The following is a 16,240-nucleotide window of genomic DNA, read 5'->3' as shown; positions in this document are numbered from 1 at the left end:
CTTTACCTTCTCTCTTCGTAACCCAATAAAGTTAACTGCTTTGATTTGTTATAGTGTTTTGCATACCAATTTCCTTCTTCTATAAGGCTCTGGTGGCTTCCACTTTCAACAATTTCCCCATTTATAAGCACAAAAATTCGATCAGCAACAGCGGCTTGTTCCAAGTTATTTGTAGCAAAGATGGTCGTTGTTCCTTTTCTTTCTTTCAGCAAATTAGTAAAGATGCTTAATGCATTTTCAGCATCCATTGAAGAAAATACGTCATCAAGTAAAAGCAGGTCACACTTTTTTAAAATAGCGCGAGCGAGGGAGAGCTTTTGATGTTGGCCACCTGAGAGGTTTTTTCCATTACCACCAATAACAGAATTTACGGTAAGGTTGGAGTTCCTAAGTTCTTCATTAAGTGATGAAATAGTTAAAACCTTGGATACTTCATCCTCAGTCGCCTTAGGATTCGCTAACTTTATATTTTCTAAAATATTCTTTGATAGATTAGCAGGGTGCTGAGGACAAAAGGACACGACAGCTGATAATTCTTTTTGGGAAAGATTTTCAATGGGAACGTTCGATAATAAGGCTTTTCCTGCTCCACCTTTGACTTCCCCAGCGAGGTACTGCAATAAGGAAGATTTCCCACTTCCCGTTTTTCCTACAATGGCTATAATTTCCCCCTTATTGATTTTCACATTGATGTTTTCCAATCGATTTTTTCCGTCAATCACCAAATTGAAATTTTCGAATTCAATGGAATCGACTGACTTGATGACCTGGTCTTGCTTCTTAGTTGGTGGAGTGGACAATTCTCGATTAAAGCGAGAAGCGCTAGCATTTCCCTGTTGAAAAAGATTAATGAAGTCACCGAATGCTGTCACAGGCCAATTTAAAAGGTTGATATACATCGTAAAGGCGATAAGTTGACCAATTGTCAATTCACCTCTGGAGATTAAATACGCGCCATACCCAATAGCAATAGCATAACTAGTCCGAAGTAGCGTAGTGACCATGGGATGATACAGCTCGGCTGTTTTGTTAAAGTGAATACCTGCTTCCTTCCATCTTCGATTAGCCTTATGAATTTTCTTTAGATATACTTGTTCCAGACCATAAATCCTAATCAACCGAATCCCTTCAACAAAAACTGATAACTCAGAGTTCAACGCACTTTCCCTAGACTGGAAATCCACTGTTTTCTTATGTGTCGCATCCCCTAGTTTTTTCACAAAATAAATGATGAATGGCATCGGAGCCAGAGAGGCAAGGGTTAATTTCCAACTAACAAATGTACTCATTGTAAAAAGAACAACTGCAAAACCAATTACCGTACTCATAAAGCTTAAAATTCCAAAACCATAGGCAACCCCGATCGTTGAAATGTCAGTATTCATAAGTGTCATGACATTGCCCGAATGCTTATTTTTTAATGGTAGATAATTGATGGTACGAGAAAAAAGACTTTTCCGTAAAACTTTCTGGATATAGAATTCTCCCCCAAATAAACTGGAAGACCAAATATAAATCACAATATAATGCAATAAAGCAATGCCAAAGAGAGGAAGAACACCTTGAAAAAGACCTGGATAGGTAAGTTGGTGTTTTTCAATATCATCAATAATGTTTCCAATAATTTTGGGAGGAATGACATTTAGAATTTCTGAGGAGAGAAGAAAAACAAAGGCGATAATATACAATGGGGTTCTTTTGGTTAAGTGGTGTTTATAAATTTTTATAAGTTCCATTAACTCATCCTAACGGAATCCAACAGGCCAACTAGGGCTGTTTTCTCCATTTCTTTTATCTCGAGTAATTTATTATTTAATTTCAAAAAAGCTCTCTCTTCCTTTGTCCACATGTATCTTAAAACTGAATTCTTGAAATAGGCAGCCTTTGGATGAAGCTGCTCTAACATCTTCAGTACATCACTTGGTACGTTTGTCAATGTAGCTAATAAACGAACCATTTTTAAAAGGACATGTTTATGTTCAGATAGGACTTGGAAATTTGTAATCTCTAGTTCCTTCTCGACCTGGTGGACAGAGTTCAAGTGAGAGAGTAGCAGTTGATAAATGTCTACTCCGAATACAAGAGAATCATCTCGAACCGTTTCAAACCTTTTAGACGAATCATAAGCCGTCATATAATCAATTAAATAGGCAATGATCTGCTTTTGAATAGTATCCGTATGTTCGGTGGGAAATTTGGTGAGTTGATAGAAGAAGATCTTTTTTCTTTCTGGGTCTTCTGGATTCGCGAAGGTTAAAGCAGATCTAAGATTGAAAGGTGAAATTGTCTTTTTCTCATACAAACCATTCTTATTGACTGCCAAGTAGTGAAATAATTTGGTATCTTCATCATAACCATAGATGAGCGTATCATTGGTTTTATAAGATCGGAAATAAGGGTTTTGGTATTGGAGATAATATTGATCCAGATACAATCGTACGTAACAGTTTTCTTTTAGTGCATCGATGATTACCTTATCGATATTTGAAGTCGAAGAAAACTGATTTCCCTGTATATTGAAGAAAGGGGTCGTTAATTTGTTCGTGTTGTGCGGCTGAAAAAAATCTAACGACTGACTCTTTGCATTACCCACTAGCTGCAAACTGCTCAATAAAAACAAATTCTGTGCATTCGTATCTTGCAACATGGACAAAGTAAAAGCGTGATCACTTTTGGCTGTAATGACAGGATCATTTAATTCTAAAAAAATTCCCATTTAGTTTCTCCCCCTACATACTTGATTTTTTCACAGTGATAGCACCTATGAATGTCTATAAAAACCCTTTAGAGAACGTTGCTATTAAACTCTTATTCTACCGTCATATTCCCTTTACCCCATTTAGATTTTTTAGATCTTTAGGGATGAAAATACCATCCTTCCTGATAAGCTCCTTGTCGAAATACAAGGATCCTCCTCCATGTGAAGATTGTTGATTCAAAACAAAGTCTAGATGTATGGCTGACTTGTTCCCATTATTCGCCATAGGAAAGGCTTGGCCAATCGCAAGATGGAGGCTTCCGCTCATTTTCTCATCAAACAAAATATTATTCATGGGTTTGGTGATAAAGGGATTTAGACCAATACCGAATTCTCCAATATAAGATGCACCGTCGTCCGTTTCTAAAATTCTCTTTAGAAGGTCACGGTCATTTCCTTGATAGGAAGCGATTTTTCCATCTACAAATTCAAACCTTACATCCTCAAGGACATAGCCTTGAAAAGAGGTAGGACAATTAAAGTGAATGACCCCATTAACCGAGTCGCGAATAGGCGCGGTAAATATCTCACCATCTGGTAAATTGTACCTTCCATCACACATAAATGAGTCCATATGCTGAATGGAAAATGTGAAGTCAGTATCAGGTGAGGTGACTGTTACAGTTTTGGATTTACTTAATCTCTCTTTTAACGGTTTTACATTTTCGGAGAGCTTTTTGTAATCCATCGTACAAGATTGGTAGAAAATCGTCCTTAGCTCTTCAGACCCTAGCTTAGCAAGTTGGGCCATACCCTTTGTGGGATAACGCATCAAAATCCATTTGTTTTTCCCCAGATAATCCAACTGTAATGGCTGTGAAAAATTTTGTTGGTAAAGCTGGTATTGATCTCTAGGTATATCGTTATATTCAAAAATATTTTCCTCTGCTTTTATACCGATATATGCATCCATACCCTCTGCTTTGTATTGTTCATGACGTAACCAAAGGTTAAGGCTCTCCTTCGTCGCCCCTGCGATGAGTTTTTTTAAGTTTGAGACTCGAGTACTCTTTAAAAAAGGATAAGCTCCTGCATGATAAATTTCGATCATTAATTGATTACTAAACTCCTCGGCTTCTCCCTCAATATCAATTAAAACCTTTTCTCCCCTTTTAATTTCAAGGGAATGATGAACGACTCTTTTTGCAATGTCCGATAGTTCTTGAGTTGACAACACTGGAACTCACCTCCTTGCTTTTAGTTGAGAAACCAAATCCTGTTCAATACAAATAAGTTCTAGTACCTTTTTCGTTAGCATTTCACTTTTTAGCTTTCCACGAAGAATTGCTTTATTTAAACTGTTCCTAATTTGGTTCGCCATCTCAGATGAGGTTATGGCTTTTTCCACGACCGCTTTGTCCATATTGATAAACGTTAAAAATTTTGAAAACATCTCTCTCGAACCAGATTGTAGTGTATAGGCAGCACTTAATTGTTTTAAAGTATTTATAAAATCAATGTCCCCCTGGGTAACCAAGAATTGAAGGAGATACTTATGAAGTATATGGGTGTCATCAAACCTATCCAAATGTCGATTGAACAAACGGTTGGCTTCTTGTTGAATGTCTTTTATCGGGCATTTCTCCATCTCCTCAAAAAATGTAATATATCGAAATCCCGTTCCTTCCTGGTAACATTGTTCCAACAACGACAAAGGGTATTTGAAATGTGAGAATACAGGAGCCGTTTCATCTAAAATATAAATTTCACCATCCGGCGCTATACCATTAATCATTAGAGAATGGGGAGATTTTTCTTTCTGGTAGGTGAGGTGACGATGGGGGACATGAAATACTTCGACCGATACGAAAACCACTTTACCTTCCTCGGTGAGACGATTGATCCCATGCCTTAATGAGTCTAATGATTCTGCATAGACGTTCCTCTTTCTCACACCGATTAATGTCCAATCCTCATGTTGAAATCCTAACTCGTCATAGATCCACCTTGATTTCTTTTGATTGATGATTTGCTCATAGATTTCATCTGAGGTATCTAAACAGCTATAATATAATGCCTCGACTGGGAAACCCTTATGCTTTAAATAACTCACATACTGACTTTTGCTGCAATCCAGATAATTTAAATCAAACATGGAAAGTTCCTTTATGGATAATCCCATCACTTATCACCCTGATCAACGGTATGCATGGGCTTTGTAATCAAACAAGAAGTTTGTTGTTTAACTAGTTTGATAACCTTTTCAACCACTTCGTCCATGGCCACAGGGTGTTGATAAAAATATTTCACATCATTGAGTATATAGACTTTAGCATTTGGGAGACTCTTTATTAGTCTCAACCCTTCAGTATCGTGTTCACCCAATAATACAGATACATCGGTAACAGTCCTTAGCTCCTCCTTCAAATCAAATTGATCCAGTTCTCGAATCAGTTCATACGATAGTTTTTGTCCATGTAAATAGAGCATATGGCCACCTAATGAAGTAACAAACTCATATTGAGAATTATCAAAATCACTAAGAGTATAATAATCATATCCCGGTATCAAGACTTGAGAATCTACCGCTCCATTTTGTTCTAGTGCTGCCAAAGATTCCTTTGAAAATAAATCCGAGGCTTTTGGATACTGAAATAAAGGGGGTGAAATGCAAATTACTTTTGCCTGAATAGAAAAATACTTCCAGCTTAACCTGCTTAGTCTGCTGGCAACAAAAGATCCTATTCCATTCCCAATGAGGTATATCGTTTTTGGTCTGAATTGAATATAACAATCTTGCATGACCATAAGTCCATCCTCAATCATTGTTTGCAGGGAATAATCGCCTAGCTCCCCGAAACTGTCTCCATGACCACGGTAATCAAACTGAACACAAGTCTGTCCACTTTCAGCTAAGACTTTTCGAAGATTTGAAAATAAGTAGTTTTTTTCACTCATAGCCTGACCTAGCCCAGGAAAAAATACGGTTAATGTATCACACTCTCTACTTCCGTGCTCTATCAAACCGTAGATCTCTTTCTTTTCACCAAATTTATGTTGTTTCCACAAACGTCTTCAGCCCCTTATAGATCCATTAGATGTTCTTGTAGCCAAGCACCCGATACTTCCATCAATTGTTGTTCTAATGATTCTGAAGTGAATAAATGACCTGCGTCGGGAATCGTATGTGTTCGATGTAAACCATCATTTTGATATAAAGCGATGGCCGAGGTATCAAGATGTTCTTTTTCTTCTGCCACCAACGGGTCGTTTCCACCGAATACAAGTAAAGAGTTTCCTACATACTGGTTTAATTCTTGAAGAATATTTATCCCTTGAAGATCTTTATAAAAATCAAGACTGTTCCATAAACCTGCCCACGGCATTACCAATTTATTTGAATGTGTTTTATGCCTGGTAAAACGTGGCTTTTTAGCATTAGGATAGTTGCCACCATATTCATTAAAAAGTGGACTCCAAATTAAAAGGTTAGTAACGTTTGTACGGTTAGCAGCCATGAGAGCCATTCTAGCCCCGTCACTAAAACCCAGATACGCCATTTTGTTTTGATCCACAAATTCAAGGTTTTTTGCATAACGATACGCCGCTTCAATGTTCGATACCTTTGTTGTAGTGGTCATATCGTGATAGAACCCGTCACTAAGTCCCATGCCATAATAATCAAAGCGAAGGGTGGCTATACCTTGGTCTGCGAGGTGTCTTGCAAACTTCACGGCAAGACGGTGTACTTCATATCGCTCTCCGTTCTTCCCTGGACAATAAATAACCAATGGACAAGGAGATTGGAGACCGTCAGGTATATGTAAAATACCAGCTAACTTTCCTTGATCTTCAAGTTCAACAAACTTTTCAATCGCCATATGTTACTCCTTTTGATAAATCAGTTTTCCCCTTACAATGACAGTTCCATCGACCTCACCAGTCCCTTTAAAACAAAGCTGCCCCGCCCTTTCTTCTTGATAAAGCGAATAGCGAATAATACTACCTGGAATAAGTGGTTTAAGAAATCTTGATTGGATATCCTGAAGCGTATAATTCTTCAACTGAATCAATTGTTGTCGATCCGCCATAATCAATGTCTGTTTCATCCCTTCGATCATTAAAATACCAGGGTAGACACTATAATTTTTAAAATGCCCAAGAAGAAAAAAGTCACTGTAACTAATAAATTTACTGCTCTCGATTCGATTAGAGGCATTCATGCCATAAAATTTATCTATCAGACACCATGGTTTGGGAAAATGTTCTCCAAGTTTCATTTTGACGCTCCTATGAGATACCTACCGTTAGAGTTCCTTTTAAAATCCTTCGCTGATCTACCCAAATACTTCCTTCAATTAATGCTTGATCTTGAAGCAATCTAAGCGGTTTAATGTTATACGTTATCAATTGACCGGGTTCAACCTGCGATAGCATAGTTGCATTAATGGCACCTAATACTGGAAATTCATCATTTTGTAATGGACGGGTTTCCAATTGTGTAAATATTACTGCGCTTTGAGCCATTCCTTCCATAAGGATGGTCTCGGGAATAGGGGTTTTTATCGATAACCACTTAAGATGACGGGTATCATATTTCGAAACTAATTCTTCCCCTGGCTTATAGAGTTCTACCTTATCAACTAAACGCAGAGGATACTCATGAGGTAGCAGGCTTAAATAATCCATTGAGATTACCGTTGGTTTTTTTGCAGTTTTAAGATCATACGAGGACTTTCTGCAGAGTAAGCTTGTCCATCAAAAAAACCGAATAGATCCTTGAGAGCTAAACCGGCATTTTCATTCATATGAATGATTTCTGATGAGGTATAAAGTCTTAAATTTAAAATGGATTGTTTCTCAGCTCCGTCTTCATACCATTTGATCACTTCGTTCCAACGACCTGAGACATAATCGAAATTTCGATTACTCCAAACCAGCTTATTATTCATGTGGTACCATGTTTGTTTAGACAAGTTTTTAACTTTAGCTTCTCTGTTTTCAAGATCCTGAATAAATAGACCATTCGGTTTAAGCGCTTGATGAACTTTTTCTAATATCATTTGGTCATCTTTTTGTGACTCGATGTACCCAAAAGCCGTTCCGAAATTGATTACAGCATCAAATTCCTCAATAAAGCTCATTTCTCGCATATCACAATGGATAAATTCAATGTCTACGTTATACTCTTCTGCTCTTCGTTTTGCTTCCTTCAAAAGGTCTTTCGCTCCATCTAACCCAGTAATTGTAAATCCCCTTTGAGCAAGGGGGATAGAAAGCCTTCCCTGTCCGCAGCCTAAATCAAGGATTTTAGCTCCCGGTTTTAGGTTTAATTGTCTCAAAATAAATTCGATTTCAAAGTCTGTTCGTTCCGATGTTAGGATTTCTTCTGAAAATGTTAAATAGTCTGAAGAAAAGAATGTCTTCCATTTTTCCATTTACTCACCTGTTTCCTTTTTTTATATTTTGTCAATTAATTTCCTGTTCTTCTCAGCTTACCCGTCTGAGTTTTCGGCATTTCTTGTTTTAACACTATTTTATCCGGCCATAACTTTTGATCCCAACTATGAATTTCCTTTTGTAGCAAGGACATTTGGTAAGTGGAACTTGGAACAATCCATGCTTCAAGAGTTACTTTCTTATTCTCAGATTCACGTTTAATGACTACCGATTCATTGACGAAAGGACTAGCATTTAGTAAAGACTCAATCTCTTCTAATTGAATGTTCATACCATGTCGAATAATGGTATTGTCTGCTCTCCCATGTATAATGAGCTGCTTATTCCTTATCTCTGCAAGATCATTTGTATTTAGCCATCCATTCTTTTTTACTTCACGGGTTAATTTCTTTTGTTTTAAATACCCCTTCATTATGTTAGGTCCTTTGATGTGCAAAACTCCTTTTGACTGATCAGGAAGCTTTCTACCCACTTCATCAAGAATTTTGATTTTGATTCCATTCAGGGGTACACCTACACACCCTTCGACGAATGATTCCGTATCAATCTTATGAATAGCTACTCGTGGAGACGCCTCGGTTAGACCATATCCATTATAGATAGCGACTGTTTTCGGAAGTCCTGCTCTAATAATTTGAAACTGGCCAGTATAAAGGATTTCCCCACTTAAAACAATTGCTTTTAATCTTGTTAATTCGAGAAATGAACGTAGTTCAAGAAGTTTTAAAGTAAGCGACGGGGTTAGAAAGAGGATTGACACATTATGTTGTTTTACGTGGTTGATAATTCGTAGCGGTGAAGACGAGGGGGCTTTGAATAAAAAGGAACTCCCTGCAAGCAACCCTGCAAAAATCTCTCCCGTGATAGAAGAAGCATAGGATAAAGGTCTTGCCACTAAGAGACAATCTGATTCTTTTAATTTCAGCCGGTCTTTTATCTGTTCAGCATTTATTAAAATGTTGTCGTAAGTTAACATTACACCTTTTGGATTGCTAGTTGTTCCAGAAGTATATAGGACGAAAGCTACTTCCTTAAGTTCTTTATAATGGGTTAGATATTGAAGGTTTTTTTCATCCTTCATTTCCCCTTCGCTGTTAAAATCATCTGGTCCAAAATGAACATCTGGAAACTGCTGGTGAATAAAGTGAGTTAAATTAGGACTACGCAACCTGTCTACCGGAACTAATGTTAGTTTTTCAAGAAAACATGCCAAAAAAACCGGGATGAGCTTCCACCCTATCGAAATATCAACGACTATTGCCGGTTGCCCACTTTTTTTCCGTTTGATTGCTTTTAAGATTGATTGATTTGCTTTGGTAATTTCCTTAATTTGTTGATACGTAATAGATAAACCATTTTCAATTTTCACACACACCTTTTCAGGATCGGTGCTTAGAATACGGTCAATTGCTCTCATGATTACACCAGTTGGTTAATTCTTAAAACAATATCCTTAATCGTCGTTTCACTGTTTATATCTAAAAGATCATCCGGGAACTCGATGGAGAAACGCTCTTCAATGAGAACCACCAGCTCCATAAACCTTAAAGAATCAAAACCAGCCTCAAATATTGTCAAATTTTCGTGAATGTCTTCCACAGGAAGAACACCACAATGCCGTTGGCTCATCAATTCGTATAATTCATTAGCAATGCTCATGTTGATCATCTCCTTTACCTGTCCATAAAGAATCAGATGATGAACGTTGCTTCGCTAACATCTCCCTTTTCTCCTTAATGTCTTTGAACGATTCGTTCTCTGTATCTACGAGCCCTGTGAATATGTCTTCTAATGAAAAGTTAACTACTGAGGTACGTACTTGTCCGTCACTAAAAAAGGTAATTTGCACATTATCCAATTTTTCACCATAGGAAGAAATGGTTTTTACAAATTCTTCGTAATTCCCTGTTGGCTTACCTCCGACCGAGAGAATAACATCGCCTTTGTTCAGGCCAGCGCGGGAGGCAGGACTATTAGGAAATACTTCAAGAAGATAATTTCCTGCCTCTTGGCAACCTGTAAGCACTCTTTGTTCTTCATTGATCGTACAATTTAGAATCCCCAAGCGTGGATAGCTGAACAAAGGTGTTCTTAAATCCATACCTAACTCAAGAACGGATTTTAAGCTCATCATGGAACGTTGCCAACCAAATTTCATACATTCTTTAAACCATTGGCCGAAAGTATCTAGACTAAATCCATTTACAGACAATGTTAGTTTTACAAACGTTTCATCAAGTTGTTCAAGAGTCGTTCTGGTTACCACTTTAAATTCTTGAACTGACCCATCTGGAGAAATCGATTTATATGAATCAAACACCTTAAAAGCTTGATTTTCTGTATACTCCAAAACGATTTGTTCATTTTCAATATCTCCGTAATTTAGAAAAAACCGATCCCCCACCTTGGGAGAAGAGGCATCTCCTGAAGATCCGGATTTATAAGTAAGAAATGTATTCATACCTTCAGGGGTAGATACAGACCACCACACTTGTTCAATCGGTGCCTCCAGATATGTCTCGATTTGAAAATAAGTTTGTTTATTCATGTTCGTCCTCCTGTAAAATTTGAAGAATAGCTTCAGACTTAATGGTTAAATTTTTGGCTAAACTCGGAAAAGTGCATAGCATACTTGCAGCGTTATTTTGGGATTCTGAAATGACGGTTTGATGGAGGGCTTGTGTCTTTTGTGAGGCAAAAAACTGAGGATATACTCTATCATCTCTATATTTCTTATATTCCATCATGGCCTCGGTCCAGCTCTTTTTGTACTGAAGAAATTGGTCGAGCTGAATGGCTAACACTTCTGAGATGCATATCGCATTGTCTATACCTACACCACTAATTGGATGGATATTAGCACATGCATCACCGGCGAGAACCCACCCATCACCATGAGTATTTTTGATGTAACTATTGATACGTTTGATACCCTTTAAATTCCCGTCCATGGATAGTTTGGTGATACGAGATGACAACATTTTTAGCTTGGATATCCTACGGCTAAATTCATCTCTATTACACCATTCTTTAAAGTGTGAAGGATGGAACATAAGTGCAACACAGTGTTTTCCTTTATCTATTGGATTGCAAATCGCAATCAAGTCCTTCGTCCAATACCATTCGATGGTTCCTACTGAAAGAGGCTGTATGCCTGACAAATAGCCATACATTACGGCTAATTCCTCAATGGAGCTTTGTTGTTCTATTCCTGCATTTGTGAGAGAGGCAATTGTAGAGTTGCGGCCATCAGCCCCAACCACAACTTTCCCATAATACCTTTTCTCGTTCCCACTTTCATCGAATGCGATAACGCCAGTGATTTGCCCGCTACTCTTTATTACATCCTTGATGTTAACAGCTAACTCAACCTGTACGTTCGGAAGTTTTTTCACCTCATCCATTAAATAGGAATCGAGTAATTCTCGTCTGACGCTGATTGCTCTTTCCGTAACAATAAGATCTGATTCAAATAGATGGCTGTCAACATTGACACGAAATCTTGTAAGAAAAGGAGCTCCACTGTTGATCATTTTCTTTTCTATTCGTAAATGTTTATAAACATCAATCTCACCGATAATATGTGTGGATAACGTCGGCCCTATTTGTGCAGCACGGTCCACTAAAAGTATGTTATAACCTAGCCTTCCGAGAAAGATTGCTAAAGAAGATCCTGCACAGCGGGCCCCAACAATTATGAGGTCATACATGAGTAATAAACTCCTTTTGAAAAATAAAGGGTCATAAATATGACCCTTTATCCTTTTATTCCATTAGTTGGATTGCAAGCAGCTGTAGAGTGTACCCACTTGTTGATCGTTAGCATCAAAAATTGGAACAACGTCCTGAGAATTGAATGTTGCATCTTTTGGAGGAAGACCCGTAATATGGCCTTTCATATGGATAGGTTGTTTGTTATGGAAATTTCCTTCTGGCGTTTCAATAACCCAGTATAGGAAAGATTCTGCATCTACCCCGTCAACAATTACCTTGTTAGCAGGAATCGTTGCATGTGCTTTAATTGGTGCTCCTTGTCCATTAAGACCACCGCGCACTCGAATTTGTGCACCAGGCCAAAGAGTTTTTGAAGCAGCTTCCAAATCAACGTTTTCAATTTCAATTTCAACATTTACTCCAGACTTAATGCTGAAATTTGAATCGCTAACTGTAAATTCGGTCGGACGTACTTGATTAAAAACCAATTCTTCACGACGTCCATCTACCAATTCTAAAATGGTACGACTTGTAGATGTTTCAAGTGATAACTTCTTTTTTACTGCCTTTTTTAAGTTTTTCAATTAAATACCCTCCTTGTTTATTGGTGTCCCGGAACACTTCTATCATGTCATATTGAGGAGAGTGGCCGCTCTGTTTTAAATGGGTTGAGTTTAGTTTTTTTATGTTCACTTTTTCTCGCAAAGACTGCTAAAAAAAGGACAATCTCTAATCGGAAAGTAAGAAAATGACCTGTAAGTAACAAATTTAAGATTCAGGATAAGAGATCCATTAGTTTGCAGGTATGGTAAAGTGAGGAGAAATAAGGGGACAACATTGAATAGCATTTTAATACACACGTCTTAAAAATTCTAAAAGGCAAGACAAAATAAGCGTAGTCTGAATCTCATGATGATCCTGTAACTTTTCTATTTTTCGTACTCATTTTTATCTAAGTAGAATTGCTTCTTATAGTTTAAAGGACTGATTCCCTCCATCTTTTTAAACGTTTTTGAAAAATGCGTTAAGTCTCCATAGCCTACTTTTTCGCAAGTATAGGTTACGGAAAACCCATATTGTAGCATTAACTTAGCTTTGTTTATTCGTTGCCTAATTAAATATTGCTTGAAACCTATTCCATAGTATTTTTTGAAAATTTTTGATAGATAAGATGAACTAATATTAAATTGATTTGAAACAGTTAATAAATTGAATGAACTGTCATGAATATTTTCATGTAAATAATTAATAATTGACGGAAGAAGATTATCATACTTTTGATCGGAAGATTTCACTGTCGACATTATCCCCACTGTTTCCAAGTAGTTATAGATGGAAAGTAATTTTTTTTCTTTTATACCGATAAAGACCACATAAGGGGTCTTTGTAAATTTATTTAACATCCAATCTGCGGGTAGAGATTGGTTTGCTGAGAGAAAAACCACCATAGTATAGAAAGTATTTTTTTTAACTTTCAGAACTAACTCATCAAATTGTTCTGCGGTCTTGACTTGGTTAATTTCTAAGATTTCACTTTCCCTTTGAAGATCTAATGGAGTCATACTAGCATCTAAAACAATAAGTATCTTCAGTTTGTTCACACCTTACTAATTTATAATCGTAATTAAAGACCGTGAGTCACCATCTGAATGAGATGGAGTTCAACCAAAACTTTTATCTCTGCTTAGTACCACCATGCCCGTCGCATAGTCCTTTGAATGGGAAATACTAGCATCAATTTTTATATTCAGTACGGTACATTTTGTTTTAAGTTCGCCTGTTAGGTTTATATAGGGCTTGCCACCATGAAGGTTTATAATTTCAATTTCTTTGAGAGCTCTCATGTTTTGAATCCCCGTTCCCATAGCCTTTAAAAAGGCTTCCTTTACAGCCCAACGTCCTGCCAATGATTGAATAAAATTCTTTTGTTTAGAGTACTTTAATTCCCGCTCTGTAAATACTTTCTGTAAAAAAGCTTCCTCTCTTCTATCGACCACTTTCTGAAACTGTTTTAGTTCTTGTAAATCAATCCCTACACCAAATATCATTGAGATTCCCTCTTCTGTTTTCTTTTCAGAACGGTATTTGCTATATCAAAAGCGCGTCGTTCCCCTTTATATTTTCTGTTTGCTACCTTAATATTGTAATCTCGTAAATTTACTGAATAAGATGTATCACTAATCATATACTTAACCATTTTTACAAAATGCTCATCTGTCACTATATTTGGTAACATATAATCGCCAACACCCAGTTGACTTATTCTTTTGGCATTGAAATAACGTTCACTATGTGTGGGAAGAATGAGAGAAGGAACTCTATATTTAATGGATGAAAGGCAACTTCCATGGCCGCCATGATGAATAAACAATGAAGCATTTTGCAACATGTGTGTGGTGTAACTAGGAATCACCTTGACATTTTTAGGGGGGGTTAAGGAGAGCGCTGTTAATGATTCATTTGTAACGAGGATAAATTCTTGATCTGTCAATTGTCTGCTAGCCTTGATGACCTTTTCCACAATTTTAATACCCGTATCACCCGCTGAATCTCTAAGCCGCCCAGGGTAAACGAGGATATAGTTGCCCTTAAAGTGATGATTGGATTTATACTGTAAAAAGTTCGAGTCGATGGGCCCCACATATTCGACTGTTGAATTGTTAATTGGATCGATCTCTGGGAAACTAGGCACAATGGTTTTATCCCCTATACATAAATCTTCCATACAATTTATTGGTGTTAGTCCTAATTGATCTAATATTTGATTAAAAACAGGCGTTACTTTAGGAAGGTTTCGGGGTACCTCACCTTGAAATGGTAATCCATCAGGATGTAGGCAACTCTGTACGAGGGATAACGTGGGTATTTTTAAGTATTTGGCAGCAATCATTGTATGTGGGCTCAAATCTGTGACGATGAGATGGGGCTTATAAGTTTGTATCATCTTTATACGATTCATAATCCACTTTTTCGTGAATTTGGGATCCAGAAAGCCCATTTGAGCAAAGTAATGATCCAAATTATAAAAAACAGAACTGGGCTCAATGGTAAATTGGGAGTCAGGTGAGGTTTGGTCGTCATCAATAAAAACTCGATACCCCGATTTCCGCAAGTATTTACTAGCGTTATCATCATAAACACTAAAGCAGACTTCGGCTCCGGCATTCTTAAATTCCTCAGCGATTGGGAATGTTCGAGTAACTGGACCTAAACCTCCACTTAATCCAATAAAAATTTTATAGTCAAACATTATAACCCCCCTCATGGATAAATTTCTTTAGTTCACTAGGTGTCCCCAAAGGAAAACAAATTTCTACCTCCGATTCAACAAAGACGTCACCGTGAGAAATTAAATCCTGAATTATATGTGAGATATAAATCTCTCCTTTAGTTTCTTTTTGCGCTAATCGTTGATGGGTATAATCCATAAACCTATTAGTTTGTGGGAAATAATACAGGCCTGTACAAGCATTTGTAGAAATGACTGTTTTTTCTTTGATCCTGTTAACCCTAAGGCTTTGATCTACGTCAACATAGCTATAGGCTGGGTTTTCAGATTTAAAGGTAAAAATCACTCCTTCCTTAGCTGCATCCATTAAACTTTTCTCAAAATAAGGCGCCATTTGAAAGGTATCCCCATTGAATACCAATAAGGGTTTAGTCTGATCTAAAAATAGCTGTGCTTGTAAAACGGACTCTGCTTGTCCATTAGTAGGCGTACTACACTCAATTATTATGGCATTGGGGCAATATTCATAAATTTTTCTTTTTAAATCGGTTGTTTTCAAATGTTCTCGGAGACACACAAAAGTGGGAGGGAACTTTTTTAGGAGAGGTTCAATACTTCGTAAGGCCCAATAAAACATTGGAACCCCCATAACGTCTACTAGAATTTTAGGAGTGGAATATCCTTCTTTTTTAAAGCGTTCTCCTTTTCCAGCCAAAGGAATTACAATGTTCATGATTAAACTCCTTTATGAATTTGATGTTGGATATCATCCCAATTTGTAAATCTTAAGGCAAGGTCATCTATATAAACGTGGCCATAAGGTTTCCCAAACACTAACTCATCATAAGGAACATCGTACTTCTTAAGCCATGCAATGGTGAGATCACCAATGTCCGCGGTCACTTTGCCAACATTTCCGGAATGAGTCCTCATTCTCCGAGCCGTATATATCACAATTTCATGCCCCTGATCTTTTAACGCATGAAGTGTTTTAATAGCATTTACTTTTGGCTTAACATCTTGGTAATTTTCACCTGATTGCTTTAATTCACAGATGGTCCCATCTAAATCAACAACGATTCTCATTAATCTCATTTCCTCCTTAATACCGTTACATTAAAGTAACGACAACTGATGTT

The 16,240-nt window shown here is 37.3% G+C and carries 19 protein-coding genes; all 19 read right to left on the bottom strand.

Annotation, left to right across the window (positions count from 1 at the left end; translation table 11 throughout):
• Nucleotides 1–2: 2 nt before the first annotated feature.
• The gene (locus BLT53_RS21925; protein ID WP_090238806.1) at nt 3–1,736 is read right to left on the bottom strand and encodes an ABC transporter ATP-binding protein; all 1,734 of its coding nucleotides are present in this window, start codon (nt 1,734–1,736) and stop codon (nt 3–5) included.
• The gene (locus BLT53_RS21920) at nt 1,736–2,716 is read right to left on the bottom strand and encodes a hypothetical protein (protein ID WP_090238803.1); all 981 of its coding nucleotides are present in this window, start codon (nt 2,714–2,716) and stop codon (nt 1,736–1,738) included. Before BLT53_RS21920 ends, BLT53_RS21925 begins: the two co-directional genes overlap by 1 nt.
• A gap of 103 nt (nt 2,717–2,819) precedes the next feature.
• Nucleotides 2,820–3,932 carry an aminopeptidase gene (locus tag BLT53_RS21915; protein ID WP_170834471.1) on the bottom strand — a complete coding sequence of 371 codons (1,113 nt, stop codon included), beginning with the start codon at nt 3,930–3,932 and terminating at the stop codon, nt 2,820–2,822.
• Between the two features lie 9 nt (nt 3,933–3,941).
• Nucleotides 3,942–4,880: a hypothetical protein gene (locus BLT53_RS21910; protein WP_090238797.1), complete on the bottom strand. Its 939-nt coding sequence runs from the start codon at nt 4,878–4,880 to the stop codon at nt 3,942–3,944.
• Nucleotides 4,880–5,767, bottom strand: a complete 888-nt coding sequence (locus tag BLT53_RS21905; RefSeq protein ID WP_090238794.1) for a serine aminopeptidase domain-containing protein — start codon at nt 5,765–5,767, stop codon at nt 4,880–4,882. The genes BLT53_RS21910 and BLT53_RS21905 overlap by 1 nt, the downstream gene beginning before the upstream one ends.
• Nucleotides 5,768–5,781: 14 nt before the next feature.
• On the bottom strand, nt 5,782–6,579 hold the full coding sequence (locus BLT53_RS21900) for an alpha/beta hydrolase (RefSeq protein WP_090238791.1): 798 nt from the start codon (nt 6,577–6,579) through the stop codon (nt 5,782–5,784).
• 3 nt (nt 6,580–6,582) lie between these two features.
• The gene (locus BLT53_RS21895) at nt 6,583–6,978 is read right to left on the bottom strand and encodes an ApeI family dehydratase (RefSeq protein ID WP_090238788.1); all 396 of its coding nucleotides are present in this window, start codon (nt 6,976–6,978) and stop codon (nt 6,583–6,585) included.
• Between the two features lie 10 nt (nt 6,979–6,988).
• Nucleotides 6,989–7,387 (bottom strand): 3-hydroxyacyl-ACP dehydratase FabZ family protein, encoded by a 399-nt coding sequence (locus BLT53_RS21890; protein ID WP_090238785.1) that lies wholly within the window; start codon nt 7,385–7,387, stop codon nt 6,989–6,991.
• Nucleotides 7,388–7,392: 5 nt separating this feature from the next.
• Nucleotides 7,393–8,136 carry a class I SAM-dependent methyltransferase gene (locus BLT53_RS21885; RefSeq protein WP_090238782.1) on the bottom strand — a complete coding sequence of 248 codons (744 nt, stop codon included), beginning with the start codon at nt 8,134–8,136 and terminating at the stop codon, nt 7,393–7,395.
• Between the two features lie 35 nt (nt 8,137–8,171).
• Nucleotides 8,172–9,575, bottom strand: coding sequence for a class I adenylate-forming enzyme family protein (locus tag BLT53_RS21880; RefSeq protein WP_090238779.1), 1,404 nt, complete (start codon nt 9,573–9,575; stop codon nt 8,172–8,174).
• A 2-nt stretch (nt 9,576–9,577) separates the two neighbouring features.
• Complete coding sequence (locus BLT53_RS21875) at nt 9,578–9,817, bottom strand: acyl carrier protein (protein ID WP_090238777.1); 240 nt, start codon at nt 9,815–9,817, stop codon at nt 9,578–9,580.
• A complete protein-coding gene (locus tag BLT53_RS21870) occupies nt 9,804–10,706 on the bottom strand; it encodes a PDZ domain-containing protein (protein ID WP_090238774.1) in 903 nt (300 codons plus the stop codon). Before BLT53_RS21870 ends, BLT53_RS21875 begins: the two co-directional genes overlap by 14 nt.
• The gene (locus tag BLT53_RS21865; RefSeq protein ID WP_090238770.1) at nt 10,699–11,868 is read right to left on the bottom strand and encodes an NAD(P)/FAD-dependent oxidoreductase; all 1,170 of its coding nucleotides are present in this window, start codon (nt 11,866–11,868) and stop codon (nt 10,699–10,701) included. The genes BLT53_RS21870 and BLT53_RS21865 overlap by 8 nt, the downstream gene beginning before the upstream one ends.
• 63 nt (nt 11,869–11,931) lie before the next feature.
• Nucleotides 11,932–12,456, bottom strand: a complete 525-nt coding sequence (locus tag BLT53_RS21860) for a hypothetical protein (protein WP_090238767.1) — start codon at nt 12,454–12,456, stop codon at nt 11,932–11,934.
• Nucleotides 12,457–12,801: 345 nt separating this feature from the next.
• A complete protein-coding gene (locus BLT53_RS21855; protein ID WP_090238764.1) occupies nt 12,802–13,434 on the bottom strand; it encodes a helix-turn-helix domain-containing protein in 633 nt (210 codons plus the stop codon).
• A 99-nt stretch (nt 13,435–13,533) separates the two neighbouring features.
• Nucleotides 13,534–13,920, bottom strand: coding sequence for a holo-ACP synthase (gene acpS, locus BLT53_RS21850; RefSeq protein WP_090238761.1), 387 nt, complete (start codon nt 13,918–13,920; stop codon nt 13,534–13,536).
• Nucleotides 13,917–15,122, bottom strand: a complete 1,206-nt coding sequence (locus BLT53_RS21845) for a glycosyltransferase (protein ID WP_090238758.1) — start codon at nt 15,120–15,122, stop codon at nt 13,917–13,919. Before BLT53_RS21845 ends, acpS begins: the two co-directional genes overlap by 4 nt.
• Complete coding sequence (locus BLT53_RS21840; protein WP_090238755.1) at nt 15,115–15,834, bottom strand: sugar phosphate nucleotidyltransferase; 720 nt, start codon at nt 15,832–15,834, stop codon at nt 15,115–15,117. The genes BLT53_RS21845 and BLT53_RS21840 overlap by 8 nt, the downstream gene beginning before the upstream one ends.
• Nucleotides 15,835–15,836: 2 nt before the next feature.
• Nucleotides 15,837–16,187 (bottom strand): HAD hydrolase family protein, encoded by a 351-nt coding sequence (locus tag BLT53_RS21835; protein ID WP_090238752.1) that lies wholly within the window; start codon nt 16,185–16,187, stop codon nt 15,837–15,839.
• Nucleotides 16,188–16,240 lie beyond the last annotated feature (53 nt).

It is taken from the genome of Fictibacillus solisalsi, assembly GCF_900103485.1.
Lineage (GTDB): Bacteria > Bacillota > Bacilli > Bacillales > Fictibacillaceae > Fictibacillus_C > Fictibacillus_C solisalsi.
The sequence above is the reverse complement of the archived record's forward strand: the minus strand, read 5'-3'. Positions and strand labels throughout refer to the sequence as shown.

What these genes read in the sequence shown, in the direction of transcription:
- BLT53_RS21925 (WP_090238806.1), bottom strand. Translation starts at nt 1,736, where the DNA reads ATGGAACTTATAAAAATTTATAAACACCACTTAACCAAAAGAACCCCA.
- BLT53_RS21920 (WP_090238803.1), bottom strand. Translation starts at nt 2,716, where the DNA reads ATGGGAATTTTTTTAGAATTAAATGATCCTGTCATTACAGCCAAAAGT.
- BLT53_RS21910 (WP_090238797.1), bottom strand. Translation starts at nt 4,880, where the DNA reads ATGGGATTATCCATAAAGGAACTTTCCATGTTTGATTTAAATTATCTG.
- BLT53_RS21900 (WP_090238791.1), bottom strand. Translation starts at nt 6,579, where the DNA reads ATGGCGATTGAAAAGTTTGTTGAACTTGAAGATCAAGGAAAGTTAGCT.
- BLT53_RS21895 (WP_090238788.1), bottom strand. Translation starts at nt 6,978, where the DNA reads ATGAAACTTGGAGAACATTTTCCCAAACCATGGTGTCTGATAGATAAA.
- BLT53_RS21890 (WP_090238785.1), bottom strand. Translation starts at nt 7,387, where the DNA reads ATGGATTATTTAAGCCTGCTACCTCATGAGTATCCTCTGCGTTTAGTT.
- BLT53_RS21885 (WP_090238782.1), bottom strand. Translation starts at nt 8,136, where the DNA reads ATGGAAAAATGGAAGACATTCTTTTCTTCAGACTATTTAACATTTTCA.
- BLT53_RS21880 (WP_090238779.1), bottom strand. Translation starts at nt 9,575, where the DNA reads ATGAGAGCAATTGACCGTATTCTAAGCACCGATCCTGAAAAGGTGTGT.
- BLT53_RS21875 (WP_090238777.1), bottom strand. Translation starts at nt 9,817, where the DNA reads ATGAGCATTGCTAATGAATTATACGAATTGATGAGCCAACGGCATTGT.
- BLT53_RS21870 (WP_090238774.1), bottom strand. Translation starts at nt 10,706, where the DNA reads ATGAATAAACAAACTTATTTTCAAATCGAGACATATCTGGAGGCACCG.
- BLT53_RS21865 (WP_090238770.1), bottom strand. Translation starts at nt 11,868, where the DNA reads ATGTATGACCTCATAATTGTTGGGGCCCGCTGTGCAGGATCTTCTTTA.
- BLT53_RS21855 (WP_090238764.1), bottom strand. Translation starts at nt 13,434, where the DNA reads ATGACTCCATTAGATCTTCAAAGGGAAAGTGAAATCTTAGAAATTAAC.
- acpS (WP_090238761.1), bottom strand. Translation starts at nt 13,920, where the DNA reads ATGATATTTGGTGTAGGGATTGATTTACAAGAACTAAAACAGTTTCAG.
- BLT53_RS21845 (WP_090238758.1), bottom strand. Translation starts at nt 15,122, where the DNA reads ATGTTTGACTATAAAATTTTTATTGGATTAAGTGGAGGTTTAGGTCCA.
- BLT53_RS21840 (WP_090238755.1), bottom strand. Translation starts at nt 15,834, where the DNA reads ATGAACATTGTAATTCCTTTGGCTGGAAAAGGAGAACGCTTTAAAAAA.
- BLT53_RS21835 (WP_090238752.1), bottom strand. Translation starts at nt 16,187, where the DNA reads ATGAGAATCGTTGTTGATTTAGATGGGACCATCTGTGAATTAAAGCAA.